The organism is Streptomyces sp. NRRL F-525 (assembly GCF_000716605.1).
Classification (GTDB): domain Bacteria; phylum Actinomycetota; class Actinomycetes; order Streptomycetales; family Streptomycetaceae; genus Streptomyces.
The window spans coordinates 260615-275568 of the sequence record NZ_JNXE01000003.1; the positions used below are offsets into that span (position 1 = coordinate 260615).

Annotated in this window: 12 protein-coding genes; 2 read left to right on the forward strand and 10 right to left on the reverse strand. The window is 70.5% G+C overall.

Translation table 11 applies throughout. The annotated features are described in order from the left end of the window. Positions 1-32: 32 nt before the first annotated feature. The 6 genes from OO69_RS06395 to OO69_RS06420 all read right to left on the reverse strand — a co-directional run bounded on the left by OO69_RS06395 (position 33) and on the right by OO69_RS06420 (position 7822). On the reverse strand, positions 33-875 hold the full coding sequence (locus OO69_RS06395; RefSeq protein ID WP_033279412.1) for an inositol monophosphatase family protein: 843 nt from the start codon (positions 873-875) through the stop codon (positions 33-35). Between the two features lie 117 nt (positions 876-992). Then, positions 993-2792 (reverse strand): gamma-glutamyltransferase family protein, encoded by a 1800-nt coding sequence (locus OO69_RS06400; RefSeq protein WP_033279413.1) that lies wholly within the window; start codon positions 2790-2792, stop codon positions 993-995. Between the two features lie 35 nt (positions 2793-2827). After that, the gene (locus OO69_RS06405; protein WP_078652311.1) at positions 2828-4825 is read right to left on the reverse strand and encodes a LamG-like jellyroll fold domain-containing protein; all 1998 of its coding nucleotides are present in this window, start codon (positions 4823-4825) and stop codon (positions 2828-2830) included. A gap of 353 nt (positions 4826-5178) precedes the next feature. After that, positions 5179-6006 (reverse strand): class I SAM-dependent methyltransferase, encoded by an 828-nt coding sequence (locus OO69_RS06410; protein ID WP_033279414.1) that lies wholly within the window; start codon positions 6004-6006, stop codon positions 5179-5181. Next, positions 6003-6710, reverse strand: a complete 708-nt coding sequence (locus tag OO69_RS06415; protein WP_033279415.1) for a response regulator — start codon at positions 6708-6710, stop codon at positions 6003-6005. The genes OO69_RS06410 and OO69_RS06415 overlap by 4 nt, the downstream gene beginning before the upstream one ends. After that, positions 6707-7822, reverse strand: coding sequence for a sensor histidine kinase (locus tag OO69_RS06420; RefSeq protein WP_033279416.1), 1116 nt, complete (start codon positions 7820-7822; stop codon positions 6707-6709). Before OO69_RS06420 ends, OO69_RS06415 begins: the two co-directional genes overlap by 4 nt. A 165-nt stretch (positions 7823-7987) precedes the next feature. Between OO69_RS06420 and OO69_RS06425 the strand changes: the two genes are divergently transcribed. After that, on the forward strand, positions 7988-8983 hold the full coding sequence (locus OO69_RS06425; protein WP_033279417.1) for a carboxymuconolactone decarboxylase family protein: 996 nt from the start codon (positions 7988-7990) through the stop codon (positions 8981-8983). Between the two features lie 165 nt (positions 8984-9148). Continuing rightward, positions 9149-9820: a hypothetical protein gene (locus OO69_RS06430; RefSeq protein WP_033279418.1), complete on the forward strand. Its 672-nt coding sequence runs from the start codon at positions 9149-9151 to the stop codon at positions 9818-9820. 26 nt (positions 9821-9846) lie between these two features. Here the strand turns inward: OO69_RS06430 and OO69_RS06435 are convergent, their stop codons facing one another. The 4 genes from OO69_RS06435 to OO69_RS06450 all read right to left on the reverse strand — a co-directional run bounded on the left by OO69_RS06435 (position 9847) and on the right by OO69_RS06450 (position 14883). After that, on the reverse strand, positions 9847-11379 hold the full coding sequence (locus OO69_RS06435; RefSeq protein WP_033279419.1) for an NCS1 family nucleobase:cation symporter-1: 1533 nt from the start codon (positions 11377-11379) through the stop codon (positions 9847-9849). A 126-nt stretch (positions 11380-11505) separates the two neighbouring features. After that, on the reverse strand, positions 11506-12525 hold the full coding sequence (locus OO69_RS06440) for a TIGR03842 family LLM class F420-dependent oxidoreductase (RefSeq protein ID WP_033279420.1): 1020 nt from the start codon (positions 12523-12525) through the stop codon (positions 11506-11508). 11 nt (positions 12526-12536) lie between these two features. Beyond that, positions 12537-13940, reverse strand: coding sequence for a dihydropyrimidinase (gene hydA, locus OO69_RS06445; RefSeq protein WP_033279421.1), 1404 nt, complete (start codon positions 13938-13940; stop codon positions 12537-12539). A gap of 100 nt (positions 13941-14040) precedes the next feature. Continuing rightward, complete coding sequence (locus OO69_RS06450; RefSeq protein WP_019071248.1) at positions 14041-14883, reverse strand: nitrilase-related carbon-nitrogen hydrolase; 843 nt, start codon at positions 14881-14883, stop codon at positions 14041-14043. Positions 14884-14954: the final 71 nt, after the last annotated feature.

Below are 14954 nucleotides of genomic sequence, written 5' to 3' on the forward strand. Positions count from 1 at the left end.
GCCAGCCCGTCCAGTGTGCGGAACCCGTGACCCTACGACGCGCTCAGCAGCTCCATCACGCGCCGCGCGGTCGCCGCGTCACGGGCCGCCGTGAACGGCAGCGCGTTGCCTCCGGTGATGCGGAACGGCTCGCCCGTGAGCGTGAGGTGGGCGCCGCCCGCCTCCTCGACGAGGAGCAGGCCCGCCGCGTGGTCCCAGGCGGCCTCCCAGGAGAACGCGACGGCGTCCAACTCGCCCCGGGCGAGGGCGAGATACTCAAGTCCGGCCGAGCCGCACGGGCGCGTGTGCACACCGTCCGCCCACAGGCCGAGCAGCGCGCGCTTCTGGGCGTCCGTCGTGTAGTCCGGGTGGGAGGTGGCCACTTCCAGGTCCCGGGCGGGGTCCGGGGCGCCGGAGCGCAGCCGTACGCCGTCGAGGAAGGCACCGCCGCCCCTGACGGCCGTGGCCATCTGGTCGCGGGCGGCCGCGTAGGTCCAGGAGGCGAGCAGCTCCCCGTGCCGGGCGAGCGCGACCAGGGTGCAGAAGCCGGTCTCGCCGCGCACGAACTGCCGTGTCCCGTCGACCGGGTCGACGATCCAGACCGGGGCGTCGCCCTGTATCGCCTCGTACGTCTCCGGGTCGGCGTGCACCGCTTCCTCGCCGACGACCACGGAGCCGGGCAGGAGGGAGCCGAGCACCTTCGTCAGATACCGCTCGGCGTTGCGGTCCGCGTCCGTGACCAGGTCGTGCGGGCCGCTCTTCTGGTCGACCTCGTGCGCCGCGAGCTGCCGGAAGCGGGGCATGATCTCGGTGGCCGCCGCCTGGCGGATGGCCTCTTCGACGTCGGTGGTGTGCTGTACGAGAAACTCGTCGATGGTTTCGGTGTCTTCGATCATGCCTCCATGAGAGCACGCGTCACTGACAATCCCCACCCGCCCGGTGCACACCGGGTGGAATCACCATGAACACCCGGAGCCGGAGATCACCGGGAGCAGCCGTCCCGCGCCGGAGGGTCAGCGCCCCACGGCGTACCCCTGCATGCCCCGCGGATTCGCCGCCGCCGACAGGATCCCGGCCTCCGGGTCCCGGGCGACCGCGCACAGCCGCCCCTCGGACCAGGCGTCGCCGACGGTCACCTCGTGTCCGCGTCGCCGCAGCTCCTCCACGACCGCTTCGTCCATGCGGGCCTCGACGGTGACGCTTCCGGGCCGCATGCCGCGCGGGTAGAAGGAGCCGGGGAAGCTGTCGTTGTGCCAGTTCGGGGCGTCGATCGCGCCCTGGAGGTCGAGTCCGCCGCGTGCCTTCGCGCGCGTGGCGACCGCCAGGAAGAAGTGCAGCTGCCACTGGTCCTGCTGGTCCCCGCCGGGCGTGCCGAACGCCAGGACCGGCACTCCGTCGCGCAGGGCGATCGACGGGGTGAGCGTGGTGCGCGGACGGCGGCCGGGGGCAAGGGAGTTGGGCAGTCCGGGTTCCAGCCAGGTCATCTGGAGCCGGGTGCCGAGGGGGAAGCCCAGTTCGGGTACCACGGGGTTGGACTGGAGCCAGCCGCCGCTGGGCGTGGCCGCGATCATGTTGCCCCAGCGGTCGACGACGTCGAGGTGGCAGGTGTCGCCGCGCGTGCCGCCGTCGGCGCTCACCCGCGCGACGGTCGGCTCCCCCGCCCCCAACGGATCGAAGCCGGACTCCTTGGGCGCCACCACGCGCGCGTGCCCGCACAGCCTCGGAGCGCGCCCTCCAGGACTCCCGGGCCGCAGCTCGTACGACGCCTTCTCGCCGATCAACTCCCGCCGCGCCGCGTTGTACTCCGCCGACAGCAGCTCGCCCAGCGGTACGGCGTCCTCGCCCGCGTCCCCGTACCAGGCCTCCCGGTCGGCCATCGCGAGCTTGCAGCCCTCGATGAGGAGATGGACGTAGTCGGCGGACTCGTAGGCGGGCAACTCGGCCGGGAGCAGCGCGAGTTGCTGGAGGAAGGCCGGGCCCTGGCTCCAGGGACCGGCCTTGCAGAGCGTCCAGCCGTTCCAGTCGTACGTCGCCGGGGCCTCGTAGGACGCGGACCAGGAGGCCAGGTCGGCGGCCGTGAGGGTGCCGGTGTGGCGCTCACCGCTGGTGTCCATGGCGGGCCGCCCGGACTGCCGCACGAGGGCCTCGGCGATGAACCCGGACCGCCACACCTCCCGTGCCGCCTCGATCTGGGCCTCCCGGTCGCCCGCCCCGGCGACCTCGGCGAGGAGTCGCTTCCAGGTGGCGGCGAGGGCGGGGTTGCGGAACAGCTCGCCGGGCCGGGGTGCCTTCCCCTCGGGCAGGTACACGTCCGCCGACGTGGGCCACTCCGTTTCGAACAGTTCCCGTACGGCCTCGACGGTCGCCCCGACGTTCTCCACGCACGCGTGGCCGTCCTCGGCGTACCCGATGGCGTACTTCAGGACGTCGGCCAGGGACTTCGTGCCGTAGTCCCGGAGGAGGAGCATCCAGGCGTCGAAAGCGCCGGGGACGGCCGCCGCGAGGGGTCCCGTACCGGGTACGAGATCCAGACCGAGTCCCCTGTAGTGCTCGATCGTCGCTCCGGCCGGGGCGACGCCCTGGCCGCACAGCACCCGCACCTCCTCGCCCGCCGGGGCGAGGAGGATGGGCACCTCACCGGCGGGTCCGTTGAGGTGCGGTTCCACGACGTGCAGCACGAACGCCCCGGCGACGGCGGCGTCGTACGCGTTGCCGCCGTCCTCCAGGACGGCCATCGCCGACTGCGAGGCCAGCCAGTGGGTGGTGGACACCATGCCGAAGGTGCCCTGAAGCGTGGGTCGGGTGGTGAACATACGGAAAATCTACAGAACGGCGGAATCCAGGGAACCTAGGCGTTCATGAACTGCCCCGGCTTCAGAGCCCGGTTGCTGATCCGGACATCGCCAATGGTCCCGTGGAAGACCTGGCTGACCGCGCCCGCCCACTGGTAACCGCCCAGCAGGAACGGCATGTTGAGGGTGGTCAGGCCGATCGCCGTGCTGGTCGGGTTGCGGCCCTCCTCGCAGCCGTTGACGTAGAGCTTGCTGACGCGGCCGTCGTTGGCGACGGCGACGTGCCACCACTCCTCCTGCTGGAGGAGGTGGCTCCAGGCGGTCGTGGCGCCGTTCTGGTTGAGCGGGTAGGCGTTCCACTGGAGTTCGATGGAACTGGACAGGCTGATGGTCAGGACGGGCTCGTCGGCGGTCGCCGAGGGGCCGTTCTTGCCCGCCTGTGCTGCCGTGCCCGCGCGGCTGAGCATCGAGGACCAGCCGTTGCGGCCGCCGTCCCAGTCGGCGGGGACCTTGAAGAAGACCTCGAAGGTGAAGCCGTGGGCGAAGGTCTCGCGGTTGAGCGGTGCCTGGTCGACGGTCTGGAGGTACGCGCCGCTGACCGGATTGCCCTGGCCCGCGAACACCAGCCCCGCGTGGGCGGGTTGGTCCGGGTGGTGGTCGCCGGTCCAGGTGAGCGCGTGCGCAGGGGTGCCGGGGACGGTCTTGAGGACGAGGTCGTTGCCGTGGCCCGCCTGGTCCTTGACGACCGTGCCGGAGGCGACATCGCTGCCCGCCGTACCGCCCTCGTCGAACCGCCAGTACGCCAGCGTGCCCGGAAGCAGCATCCGGCGCGCCGGGCGCGACTTGCGCGGCGGGACCGGCGCGAACCCGGCGAAGCGCTTCTCGAAGTCGATCTCCATCGAGAAGTAGTCGACCTTGGAGGTGAGTTCGAGCTCCTTCGCCGCGAGGGCGTTCAACTCGCCCTGCTCCGCCAGCTCGCGGATCCACGGCGAGAAGGTCGCGATGTCGATCATGCCCCGGTCGAGGTCGAAGCGGTAGGAGCGGATCATGCCCGCGCCGCCGTAGTAGCGGTCCTGGTAGTTGGTGATGTGCAGGTGGACGTCGTTCCCCGCGCTGTTCTTCAGCACCGTGCTGCCGGGCGGCCAGTAGTGGCCGTTGAGGGTGAGGAAGATCTGGTCGTTGTCCTTGATCAGGCCGTCCCACAACTGCTGTCCGTAGGCGGAGAGTTCGGCGACGCCGCCGTCGTCCGCGCCGACGATCTCGTGCGTGGTGACGATCACCGGCAGCGTCGGGTTCTCGGCGATGACCGCGTTGGCCCACGCGAAACCCTTCGCCGACAGCCGCCAGTCGAGAGACAGCAGCATCCAACTCCGGCCGCCCGCGCGGAAGATGTGCGCGGTGTTGTAACCGTCCGGGCTGGAGGAGTGGTAGCCGGGCGTCTTCTTCGCGCGCGCCGGGCTGAAGGTGTCCAGGTAGGGGGTACGGCCCCGCTGGTCGTCGGCGGAGACATCGTGGTTGCCGGCCAGCACGCCGTACGAGGCGCCCGCGCGGTCGAGCATGTCGAACACCTTGGTGACCGCCGCGTACTCCCCCGTGAGCCCGTTCTGCGTCACATCACCCAGGTGCGCCAGGAACACGATGTTCTCGTCGTTGCCGCCCGCGCGGCCCGCCGGATCGAGGACGTAGCGGAACGACGCCTCCATCGGCACCGGATGGATGCGGTCCTGGTCGAACATGTACTGCGTGTCCGGCATGACGACGACGGTGAACCGGGGGTTGTCCGGATCGGGGTCCCAACTCCCGCGCGGCGCCGGTGACATCGTTGTCCGACCGTACGGATCGCTGTCGCCCTTTTCCGCGTACGCGGGAGCCGCGCCCAGCATCCCCGCGGCGGCCGTTCCCGCGCCGAGCGCACCGGCCCGGTACAGGAACGTACGGCGGCTCGACGCGGCGACGCCGTCGCCGTCGAGGTCGGCGGTGCGGGGGCACTCACAGCCCGCCGTGTGCCGCTGGTGGTCGTCGAGGCCTCTGTCGCCCGTGGGAGAGCTGTCCATGTCCGCTCCAATGCCGAGTACAGGAACGGCGTCACGCTACGGACGGCCGCGGTACGGCGGGCTTGCGCGCCGGGTACCGGTGGCCGAACGCTCCCCCAACACCACCCGCCCCACTAGGCCGTGTCCGCAAAGTCCCGTCGTCCGCCCGAAGGGCGGGCCCCGCGGCGTCCGGTGCGTGCTCTGGGGGTCCCCCCACGCCTTCAGGGCAGTGGGGGAGTGCCGGGCGGAAGCCCTCGTACTGGTTGTACGTGGGCTTTCGTCCGGTGCGGCGAGTGGGGGCACCTCCCACGCCCTTCAGGCAGTGGGGGAGCGTGCCGGACGTCGCGGGGCAGGCGGGACTTTGCGGACACGGCCTAGGACTTGCGTCGGCCCGCGGTGAGCAGATGGCCGCTGGTGCCGATCAGGGTGGGCTCGGACTCGATGTGCCGGGTCGCCGTCAGGACGGCCTCGCGGCGGTCCGGGTCGTCCAGCCAGTCCTCGATGCCGCCCATCAGCCAGGCGACGCCTTCGAGGCCGTACTGGCCCTCTACGGTGAGCGCCGCGTCCGCGAACTCCTCGGGTGCTTCGTGCGGTTGGGCGAAGTAGGCGGTCGTGAAGTGGCCGCCGTCCTCGGAGTCGTGGCGGCCCTCCTCCATCTCGCGGTCGATCCGCGTGCGGTGCGGTTCGGTGAAGTACAGCTCCTGCCTGAGCATGTCGTGCAGCCCCGCGAAACGGTTGATCGTCGCCGCGACCACCAGCCCGCCCGGCCGCACCACCCGCCGCGCCTCGCTCAACGCCCGTACGCGGTCCGCCCGTTCGGGCAGGTGGTAGAGCGGCCCGAGCAGCAACACCACGTCGTACGAGGCGTCTTGGTCGGGCAGCGCCCTGGCGTCCCCGGCGCGGGCGGTGACCCCCGGCAGCCGGCCCGCCTGCTCCACGTGCAGCGGTACAGGGTCGACGAGTTCAACCTCGTACCCGTCCCGCGCGAGCCACTCGGCGTGGACGCCGCTGCCCCCGCCGACGTCCAGCACCTGCGCGGGAGCCGTCGGCAGCAGGCGCCGCAGCACGTCCTGGGTGCGCCAGAACTCCAGCCGGTCGGAGCCCTGTCTGAGGCGGCCGTCCTCCTTGCCCTGGGCGTAGTAGGCGAGGATCTCCTCGCGCACCCGGACGGCGGGGTCTTGCGCGCGTGTGGTCTCGGTCATCGCCCCAGGGTGTGATCCGGCGTGTCCGGCGCGCAACGGGATTCCGGCGTACGGGCCGTCACCAGCCCCGACTCGTAGGCGAACACGACGAGTTGGGCCCGGTCCCGGGCTCCGAGTTTGGTCATCGCCCGGCTGATGTGGGTCTTCGCCGTGAACGGGCTGATCACCATGTGGGCGGCGATCTCCTCGTTGGTGAGACCGCGCGCGGCCAGCGCGGTGACCTCGCGTTCGCGGCGGGTGAGGTGTTCCAGACCCTCCACGGTGGAGCGGTCCGGAGGGCGGGAGACGAACTCGCCGATGAGGGTCCGGGTGACGGCCGGGGAGAGGAGGGCCTCGCCACCGGCGACGATCCCGATCGCCTGGAGCAGGTCCGCCGGGTCGGTGTCCTTGAGGAGGAACCCGCTGGCACCCGCGCGCAGCGCCTCGAAGACGTACTCGTCCAGGCCGTAGTTGGTGAGGATGACGACCCGGACCGCGGCGAGCGACGGGTCCGCGGCGATACGGCGGGTGGCCTCGATGCCCGTCATCACCGGCATCTGTACGTCGATCAGCGCGATGTCGGGGAGCTGCGCGCGGACGAGGGCCACGCCCTGCTCACCGTCGGCCGCCTCGCCGACCACCTCGATGCCGTCCTCGGCGTCGAGGAGGGCGCGGAAGCCCGCGCGCATCAGCGCCTGGTCGTCGACGACCGCGACCCGGATCATCCCGTCTCCCCCAGCGGCAGTTCGGCCCGGACCGAGAAACCGCCCTCCGCGCGCGGGGCCGTGTGCAGCGTGCCGCCCAACGCCGCGACGCGCTCCCGCATGCCGGTGAGGCCGATGCCCGGCTTCGGCGGACAGTCGGGGTCGGCCGCTCCGTCGTCCTCGACCCGTATCGTCAAGTCGACGTCGCCGTAGTCGAGTTGGACGTTGATCTTCGCCGGTCCCGCGTGCCGGGCCGCGTTGGTGAGGGCCTCCTGGACGATGCGGTAGACCGCGCGGTCGACCGTCGCGGCGAGGGGGCGCTCCTCGCCGGTCACCGCGAGTTCGACGGCGAGGCCCGCCGCGCAGGCCCGCTCGACGAGCAGCGCGGGGGTGCCGGTGGGCTCCTCGGTGGTGCGCAGGATCTCCAGGGTGGCCCGCAGTTCGCGCATCGCCTCGCCGCCCGCCTCCTGGATGGCGAGCAGCGCGGGCGGCACCTCCTCGCCGCGCTTGCGGGCGAGGTGGACGGCAACTCCCGCCTGGAGCTTGACGATCGAGATGCTGTGGGTGAGGGAGTCGTGCAACTCCCTTGCTATGCGCAGGCGTTCCTCACCCGCGCGGCGCAACGCGGCCTCCTCGCGGGTGCGTTCGGCCTCCAGGGCACGCTGTTCGGTCTGGCGCAGATACGCCTGCCAGTTGCGGCCGGCGAGGCCGGTGATCACCGCGCACAGGAACCAGCCGGCCAGCAGCGCGGTCCGCTCGACCACCTGCTGGGTCGTCGGCCCGGTCGCGAAGTACGCCACCAGGAACACCCCGCCGCCCACGGCCGCAGTACCGCGGTGTCCCGCACGAGCCGCCGTGAGCATGGCCGCGAAGACGGGCAGACCGGCGACGGGCCCCGGGTGCGCGTGCAGGACGTAGGCCGCCTCCGCCGCCGCGGTCACCGCGAGGACCGCTCGCGGAGCCGTCTGGAAGAACGCCAGGGCCGCCGACGCCACGGCCATCAGCACATAGTCGAGGGCGGTCGTGTCCGAGTCGAAGGCCGCGACGACCACGACGAGGGCACCGATCACGACCGCGAGGGACGCGTCGGCGAGACGCCTGCGTGGGGTCACATCGACCGGGAACCCGCTCATGTCGGCACACTAGACCGCCGCGCCGACACGGGCGTCAGCCCTGTGGACAACTCCCGCACTACTCCCCCCGTAGTACTCCGCGCCGCCCCGGCCCTCCCCGTCGTAGCCCCAACTGCCTTCGCCCGTACGACGACCCGGACCACCCCGGCCGCGCACGCTGCTGCCATGTCCACACCCTTCCGGCACACCCGGCCCCCGTCGCCCAAGTCCGCCACCGGCCGCACCGCCGAGGTCTTCGAGCAGATCGCCGTCGACTTCGGCATCGAACGGCCCCCGACCTTCGTGGTCCTGTCCTCCGCGCCCGAACTCCTCGCGCCCGTCTGGGCGTTGATGCGGGAGTCGCTGATCGCGGGCTCCGGCAGCCGTACCGGCAAGGAGCTGGCCGCGCTCGGTGTCTCGCTCGCCAACAAGTGCCCGTTCTGCGCGGACGCGCACACCGTGCTGCTGCACGCCACCGGCGACCACGCCCTCGCCGAACACCTGGCCCGGGGCGGCACCCCGGAGAACGAGGTCCACGCGCGCGTGCTCGACTGGGGCCGCCGGACACGCGTCCCGGGCGCGGCCCTGACGCCGTACCCGTTCCCGCGTGAACAGGCGCCCGCCTACCTGGGCACCGCCCTCGCCTTCCACTTCATCAACCGCGTCGTGTCGGCCCTGCTGACCGAACAGCTCCTCCCGGGCAACGCCCAGCGCTTCCGGGCGGTACGCAGCCTCGCGGGCCGCGCCGTCTCCCGCACCGTGCGCCGGACCGCCGTACCAGGGGCGGCGCTCCCCCTGCTCGACGCCCCGGGACCCGGCCCGGACTGGGCGGCCGGAACCCCCGTGGGCCCGGCCTACGACGCGCTGCGTACGGCCGCGCACGTGGGCGCCGAGCTGCTCGACGCCGACGACCGGACGCTCGTACGGGAGACGCTGTGGGCCTGGGACGGTTCGCATCCGCCGGTCGTGCTGCGCGGCTTCCCGAACCGGCGGGAGCGGCCCGCGGCGCGCCTCGCGGTGCTGGCCGCGCTCGCGCCGTACCGGATCACGGAGGAGGATGTGGCCGCCTGGCGCGGGGCGCGGCACACCGACGCGAGTCTGGTGCGGCTCATCGCCTACGGGGCGTTCGCGGCCGTCGAACGGATCGAGACGACGATGCGGGTGGCCGCGACTCGACCGTAGGGAGTGGACATAAGGGGACACACAGCCCGTCGACAGTGAGGCACTGTCACCGCACAGGCACGGAGCGAGTTCATACTTCCGCCTCACAGGCAGTCATGTGACACTGGCCGTCCCCGTCCGCAGTGCGGACCCGCTCCGCACCTGATCCCCCACGAGAAGTGCGACTTGCGTTCTCTTCCTCTGCCGCTCGCTCTCACCGCGCGTCTGTCGCCGGTCGTCGTGCTCGCCGCGATGGGCTGGGCCCTGACGTCCGGTCCGTTCGCCGCGACGACGACCGCCGACCACAAGTCGACGCCCGAGTCCGGCGCCTCGCCCGAGGCCTCGGCCCCGTCGGCGACGACCGCGGCCAAGGCGTACTCCACCTCTCCCGCCCCGTGCGGAAGTGTGGCGGTGGCGACGATCAAGTCGCTGGTGCCGGGCGCGAAGACGGCCGGCAAGGAGATCCCGTCGACGGACACGAAGGTGCGCCGCACCTGCTCGTGGAACGCGCTCAAGGGGTACGACTACCGCTGGCTCGACGTGTCGTACGAGATCACGGAATCGGACGCGGCGGCACAGAAGTCGTACACCGAGACGACTACGGAGAAGAGCGGCGGCGGCGCGGTTCCCGGACTCGGCGACCAGGCCTACTCCATCGTGAACCTCACCACGGAGGACAAGCAGCAGACGCGTGAGGGCACGGTCGTCGTCCGCGCGGGCAACGCGCTGGTGACCATCACGTACAACGGCAGCGACTTCGAGAACAAGAAGGCGCCGAGTACGGACGTCATCAACAAGGGTGCGATCAAGGCCGCCAAGGAGGCGGTGACCGCGCTGGAGGGCGGCAGGGCCAGCTAGCCCCGCCACCCTCCCGTCGGCATTTCCTACGCCTCGACCGGCGTCGCCTTCTTGCCGGTCAGCAAGGTGAGCACCACGTAGAGCACCATCGACGTGCCCAGACCCACGGCCCAGCCGTAGTCGGCGAGGGAGGACAGGGCCGGGATGGGCCGGCCGTCGATCAGCGGGTGGAAGTCGGCGCCGCCGACGGCGAGGACGCCACCCACCACGAAGGCGGCGACGGCCCGCCAGTTCCAGCCGCCGTCGTACCAGTAGCGGCCGCCCTTGCAGTACAGGTCGGCGAGGTCGAGCTTGCCGCGGCGCAGGATCCAGTAGTCGGCGATGAGGATGCCGGCGACCGTGCCGAGCAGACCGCCGACCAGGCCGAGCCAGGTGAAGATGTAGCCCTGCGGGTCGGAGTACAGCTTCCACGGGAAGATCAGCACCGCGAGGACGCTGGTCACGAGGGCGCCGGTGCGGAAACTGATCTTCCGGGGCGCGATGTTGGAGAAGTCGAAGGCGGGCGAGACCAGGTTGGCCGCGATGTTCACGGACAGGGTCGCGACCAGCACCGTCACCAACGCGTACAGCAGGCCCACGACGTTGTCCGTCTTCGCCGCCAGCTGCACCGGGTCCCAGATCGCCGTGCCGTAGACCGCCTGCGAACCGGAGGTGACCATCACCGACAGGAACGCGAACAGGGTCATGGTGGTCGGCAGTCCGAGCGCCTGGCCCCACGTCTGGGCCTTCTGGCTCTTGCCGTACCGGGTGAAGTCCGGGATGTTCAGGGACAGCGTGGACCAGAAACCGATCATGCCCATGAGCGAGGGCCAGAACAGCTTCCAGAAGCTGCCGCCCCAACCGAGCTTCGAGGGCTGGTCGAAGAGCGGGCCGAAGCCGCCGGCCTTGTCGCTCATCCACCACAGCATCACGAACGCGCCGACGAGCACGAAGGGCGCCGCCCAGTTCTCGAAACGGCGGATCGTCTCCATACCCCGGTAGATGATGGCCACTTGGAGCACCCAGAACAGCGCGAACGACAGCCACATCGTCCAGGCGTACCCGCCGATGTGCGAGGCGTTGGCCCAGCTGTCCCCGATCAGCTTGCCGGCGAGGAAGTAGATCGCCTCACCGCCGATCCAGGTCTGGATGCCGAACCAGCCGCAGGCCACCAACGCCCGTACGACAGCGGGGAGGTTGGCGCCGCGCACACCGAACGAGGCACGCGCGAAGACCGGGAAGGGGATGCCGTACTTCGGTCCCGCGTGCCCGGTGAGCAGCATCGGCACGAGCACGATCAGGTTGGCCAGGGCGATGGTGAACACCGCCTGCTTCCAGTCCATGCCGACGGCGATGAGGCCCGAAGCGAGCGTCCAGGAAGCCGTGTTGTGGGCCATGCCGACCCACAGCGCGGAGAAGTTGTACGTGGTCCAGGTGCGCTTCTCGACGGGAACCGGCAGCAGATCGTCGTTGGCGTACGGACCGCTGGGCAGCGGAGACCCCGGGGAGAGCTCCACCCGCCCGTCGGCGAGGGTGACTTGAGCGGTCGGCGGTATGGCCGCGGGAGCGGTGTCGGTCATGGGCAGGCCAATCGGATGAGGTGGGACGGGAGAGGCCGTGCGGGCGAGCCGGGGGGTGCGCGTGGGGAGCGCCCTTGACCCCCTTCCCGGGACGGCGGGAAGGGGGAGACCAACGGGGTGTGCAGGCTAGGCGTTGACCGCCGGGATGACCTTCGCCCCGTACGCGTCGATCGTCGCTTCCTGCGCGTCGTGCATGTCGTAGACCGCGAATTGGTCGACGCCCAACTCCTTGAGGGCGTTGAGCTTTTCGATCTGCTTCTCGGCCGATCCGATGATGCAGAACCGGTCGACGATCTCGTCGGGCACGAAGGCCGTGTCGGGGTTGTCGGAGCGACCGTGGTGCGAATAGTCGTACCCCTCACGGGCCTTGATGTAGTCCGTGAGTTCCTCGGGTACGGCGGCGGAGTGCGCGCCGTACTTGGAGACGAGGTCGGCGACGTGGTTGCCGACCATGCCGCCGAACCAGCGGCACTGGTCGCGGGCGTGGGCGAGCGCCTCGGGCGAGTCGTCCTCGGTGACGTAAGCCGGGGCGGCGACGCAGATCTTGACCTCGGAGGGGTCACGGCCGGCGGCGACGGCCGCGTCCTTGACCGCCTTCACCATGTACTCAGTGAGGTAGAGGTCCGAGAGCTGGAGGATGAAGCCGTCGGCCTCCTCGCCGGTCATCTTCAGCGCCTTGGGGCCGTACGCGGCCATCCAGACCGGGAGTTGGGCGTCCTCCTTGGCCCAGGGGAACTTGATGACCGTGCCGCCGAGGTCAGCCTCCTGGCCGGAGCCGAGCGCCCTGATGACCTTCATGGCCTCGCTGATCCGGGCCAGGGTGTTGGGAGTTCGGCCCGCCACCCGCATCGCGGAGTCGCCGCGGCCGATGCCGCAGACCGTGCGGTTGCCGAACATGTCGTTCAGGGTGGCGAAGGTGGAGGCGGTGACCTCCCAGGTGCGGGTGCCCGGGTTGGTGACCATCGGGCCGACCGTCAACTTCGTGGTGTTGGCCAGGATCTGACTGTAGATCACGAACGGCTCCTGCCACAGCACGGCGGAGTCGAAGGTCCAGCCGTACGTGAAGCCGTTGCGCTCGGCGCGCTTCATCAGGCTGATGACCCGCGAGGCCGGCGGGTCGGTCTGCAGGACGAGTCCGAAGTCCATGTGCGCCACTCCTAGTTGAGGTACTGACTGGTGGAGCGCGGGGTGTACACGCCGTGGCCCGCGTGCCCGGTGTACTCCCGCTCGGTGATGACGAGTTCGCCGCGCGAGAGGACGGTCTCGACGCGGCCGGTGAGGCGCTTGCCCTCGTACGCCGAGTAGTCGACGTTCATGTGGTGCGTCTCGGCGGAGACGATCTGCTCGGCGTTCGGGTCGTAGATGACGACGTCGGCGTCGGCGCCCGGGGCGATGGTGCCCTTCTTCGGGTAGAGGCCGAACATCCGCGCCGGGGAGGCGCAGGCGATCTCGATCCAGCGGCGGCGGCTGATGTGGCCGTCGACGACGCCCTGGTGGAGCAGGTCCATGCGGTTCTCGACGCCCGGCATGCCGTTGGGGATCTTCGAGAAGTCCCCGCGTCCCAGCTCCTTCTGGCCCACGAAGCAGAAGGGGCAGTGGTCGGTGGAGACCACCTGGAGGTCGTTGGTGCGCAGGCCCTGCCAGAGCTTGGCCTGGTGCTCCTTGGGGCGAAGTGGCGTGCTGCACACGTACTTCGCGCCCTCGAAGTCGGGCTCGGCGAGGTTGTCCGTCGACAGGAACAGGTACTGCGGACAGGTCTCGCCGAAGACGGGGAGGCCCTCGTCGCGCGCCTTGGCCAGCTCGGCGACGGCCTCCATCGCGGAGACGTGGACGACGTAGAGCGGGGCGCCGGCGACCTGTGCGAGCTTGATCGCGCGGTGGGTGGCCTCGGCCTCGAGGAGGGCCTTGCGGACCTCGCCGTGGTAGCGGGGGTCCCGCTCGCCGCGGGCCAGCGCCTGCTCGACGAGGACGTCGATCGCGATGCCGTTCTCGGCGTGCATCATGATCAACCCGCCGTTGTCGGCGGCGCGTTGCATGGCGCGGAGGATCTGGCCGTCGTCGCTGTAGAAGACGCCCGGGTAGGCCATGAACTGCTTGAAGGAGGTGACGCCCTCCTGCACCAGCAGGTCCATCTCCTTGAGGGTGTCCTCGTTGACGTCGGAGACGATCATGTGGAAGCCGTAGTCGATGGCGCAGTTGCCCTCGGCCTTGGCGTGCCAGGCGTCGAGGCCCTCGCGGAGGGCTCCGCCGACGCTCTGGATCGCGAAGTCGACGATGGTCGTCGTACCGCCCCAGGCGGCGGCCCTTGTGCCGGTCTCGAAGGTGTCGGCCGCCTTCGTTCCGCCGAACGGCATCTCCATGTGGGTGTGGGCGTCGACTCCGCCCGGGATGACGTACTTCCCGGTGGCGTCGATGACCCTTTCGGCGGTCCAGCCCTCGGCGACGGTCGTGCCGGAGGTGGCGAGGGCGGCGATTCGGCCGTCCTCGATCAGGACGTCGGCGTGGAGTTCGTCGGACGCGGTGATTACTAGGCCGCCGCGGATTACGGTACGGGTGCTCATCGATTGACTCCGCTGGGTTGTGGTCTGGTGCGGGTCTGTGGGGGCTGGTCGCGCAGTTCCCCGCGCCCCTAAAAGACGGGGGCGCGGGAGTGCTGCGTGTTTACGGGGCGGTCAGGGGGCCGTACGCGTCCGGGCGGCGGTCGCGGTAGAACTGCCAGCGGTCGCGGACCTCGCGGAGTTTCGCCAAGTCCAGGTCGCGGACGACCAGTTCGGGCTCCTTGTCGCTGGCTACCTCGCCGACGAACTGGGCCTCCGGGTCGACGAAGTAGGTCGTGCCGTAGAAGTCGTTGTCGCCCAACTCCTCTACGCCGACACGGTTGATGGCACCGACGAAGTACTCGTTGGCGGCAGCGGCGGCCGGCTGCTCCAGCTGCCACAGGTAGGCCGACAGGCCGCGCGAGGTGGCCGACGGGTTGAAGACGATCTCCGCGCCCGCGAGGCCCAGTGCGCGCCAGCCCTCCGGGAAGTGGCGGTCGTAGCAGATGTAGACGCCGATCTTGCCGACCTTGGTGTCGAAGATGGGCCAGCCGCTGTTGCCCGGGCGGAAGTAGAACTTCTCCCAGAATCCGGGGACTTGGGGGATGTGGTGCTTGCGGTACTTGCCCAGGTAGGAGCCGTCCGCGTCGATCACGGCGGCCGTGTTGTAGAGGACGCCGGGCTGCTCCTCCTCGTACATCGGCAGGACCAGGACGATGCCGTGCTCCTTGGCGAGCGCCTGGAAGCGCTTGACGATCGGGCCGTCCGGGATCGCCTCGGCGTACTCGTAGAACGCCTTGTCCTGGACCTGGCAGAAGTACGGTCCGTAGAACAGCTCCTGGAAGCACAGGACTTGAGCACCCTGTGCGGCCGCGTCGCGGACCGCCTGCTCGTGGACCTGGATCATGGACTCCTTGTCGCCCGTCCAGGCTGTCTGGAAGAGAGCGGCACGAATCACTGTGCTCATCGGGACCTCCGGTCGCTAGGTGTGTGAGGAGCCTAGGAAGCCGGGTAGTCCGGTTTGAGGTGCACGGTGTC

Excerpts from the sequence above, each read along its gene's own strand:
- OO69_RS06440 (WP_033279420.1), bottom strand. The coding sequence starts at position 12,525 with ATGGACTTCGGACTCGTCCTGCAGACCGACCCGCCGGCCTCGCGGGTC.
- OO69_RS06435 (WP_033279419.1), bottom strand. The coding sequence starts at position 11,379 with ATGACCGACACCGCTCCCGCGGCCATACCGCCGACCGCTCAAGTCACC.
- OO69_RS06410 (WP_033279414.1), bottom strand. The coding sequence starts at position 6,006 with ATGACCGAGACCACACGCGCGCAAGACCCCGCCGTCCGGGTGCGCGAG.
- hydA (WP_033279421.1), bottom strand. The coding sequence starts at position 13,940 with ATGAGCACCCGTACCGTAATCCGCGGCGGCCTAGTAATCACCGCGTCC.
- OO69_RS06450 (WP_019071248.1), bottom strand. The coding sequence starts at position 14,883 with ATGAGCACAGTGATTCGTGCCGCTCTCTTCCAGACAGCCTGGACGGGC.
- OO69_RS06420 (WP_033279416.1), bottom strand. The coding sequence starts at position 7,822 with ATGAGCGGGTTCCCGGTCGATGTGACCCCACGCAGGCGTCTCGCCGAC.
- OO69_RS06405 (WP_078652311.1), bottom strand. The coding sequence starts at position 4,825 with ATGGACAGCTCTCCCACGGGCGACAGAGGCCTCGACGACCACCAGCGG.
- OO69_RS06425 (WP_033279417.1), top strand. The coding sequence starts at position 7,988 with ATGTCCACACCCTTCCGGCACACCCGGCCCCCGTCGCCCAAGTCCGCC.
- OO69_RS06415 (WP_033279415.1), bottom strand. The coding sequence starts at position 6,710 with ATGATCCGGGTCGCGGTCGTCGACGACCAGGCGCTGATGCGCGCGGGC.
- OO69_RS06400 (WP_033279413.1), bottom strand. The coding sequence starts at position 2,792 with ATGTTCACCACCCGACCCACGCTTCAGGGCACCTTCGGCATGGTGTCC.
- OO69_RS06395 (WP_033279412.1), bottom strand. The coding sequence starts at position 875 with ATGATCGAAGACACCGAAACCATCGACGAGTTTCTCGTACAGCACACC.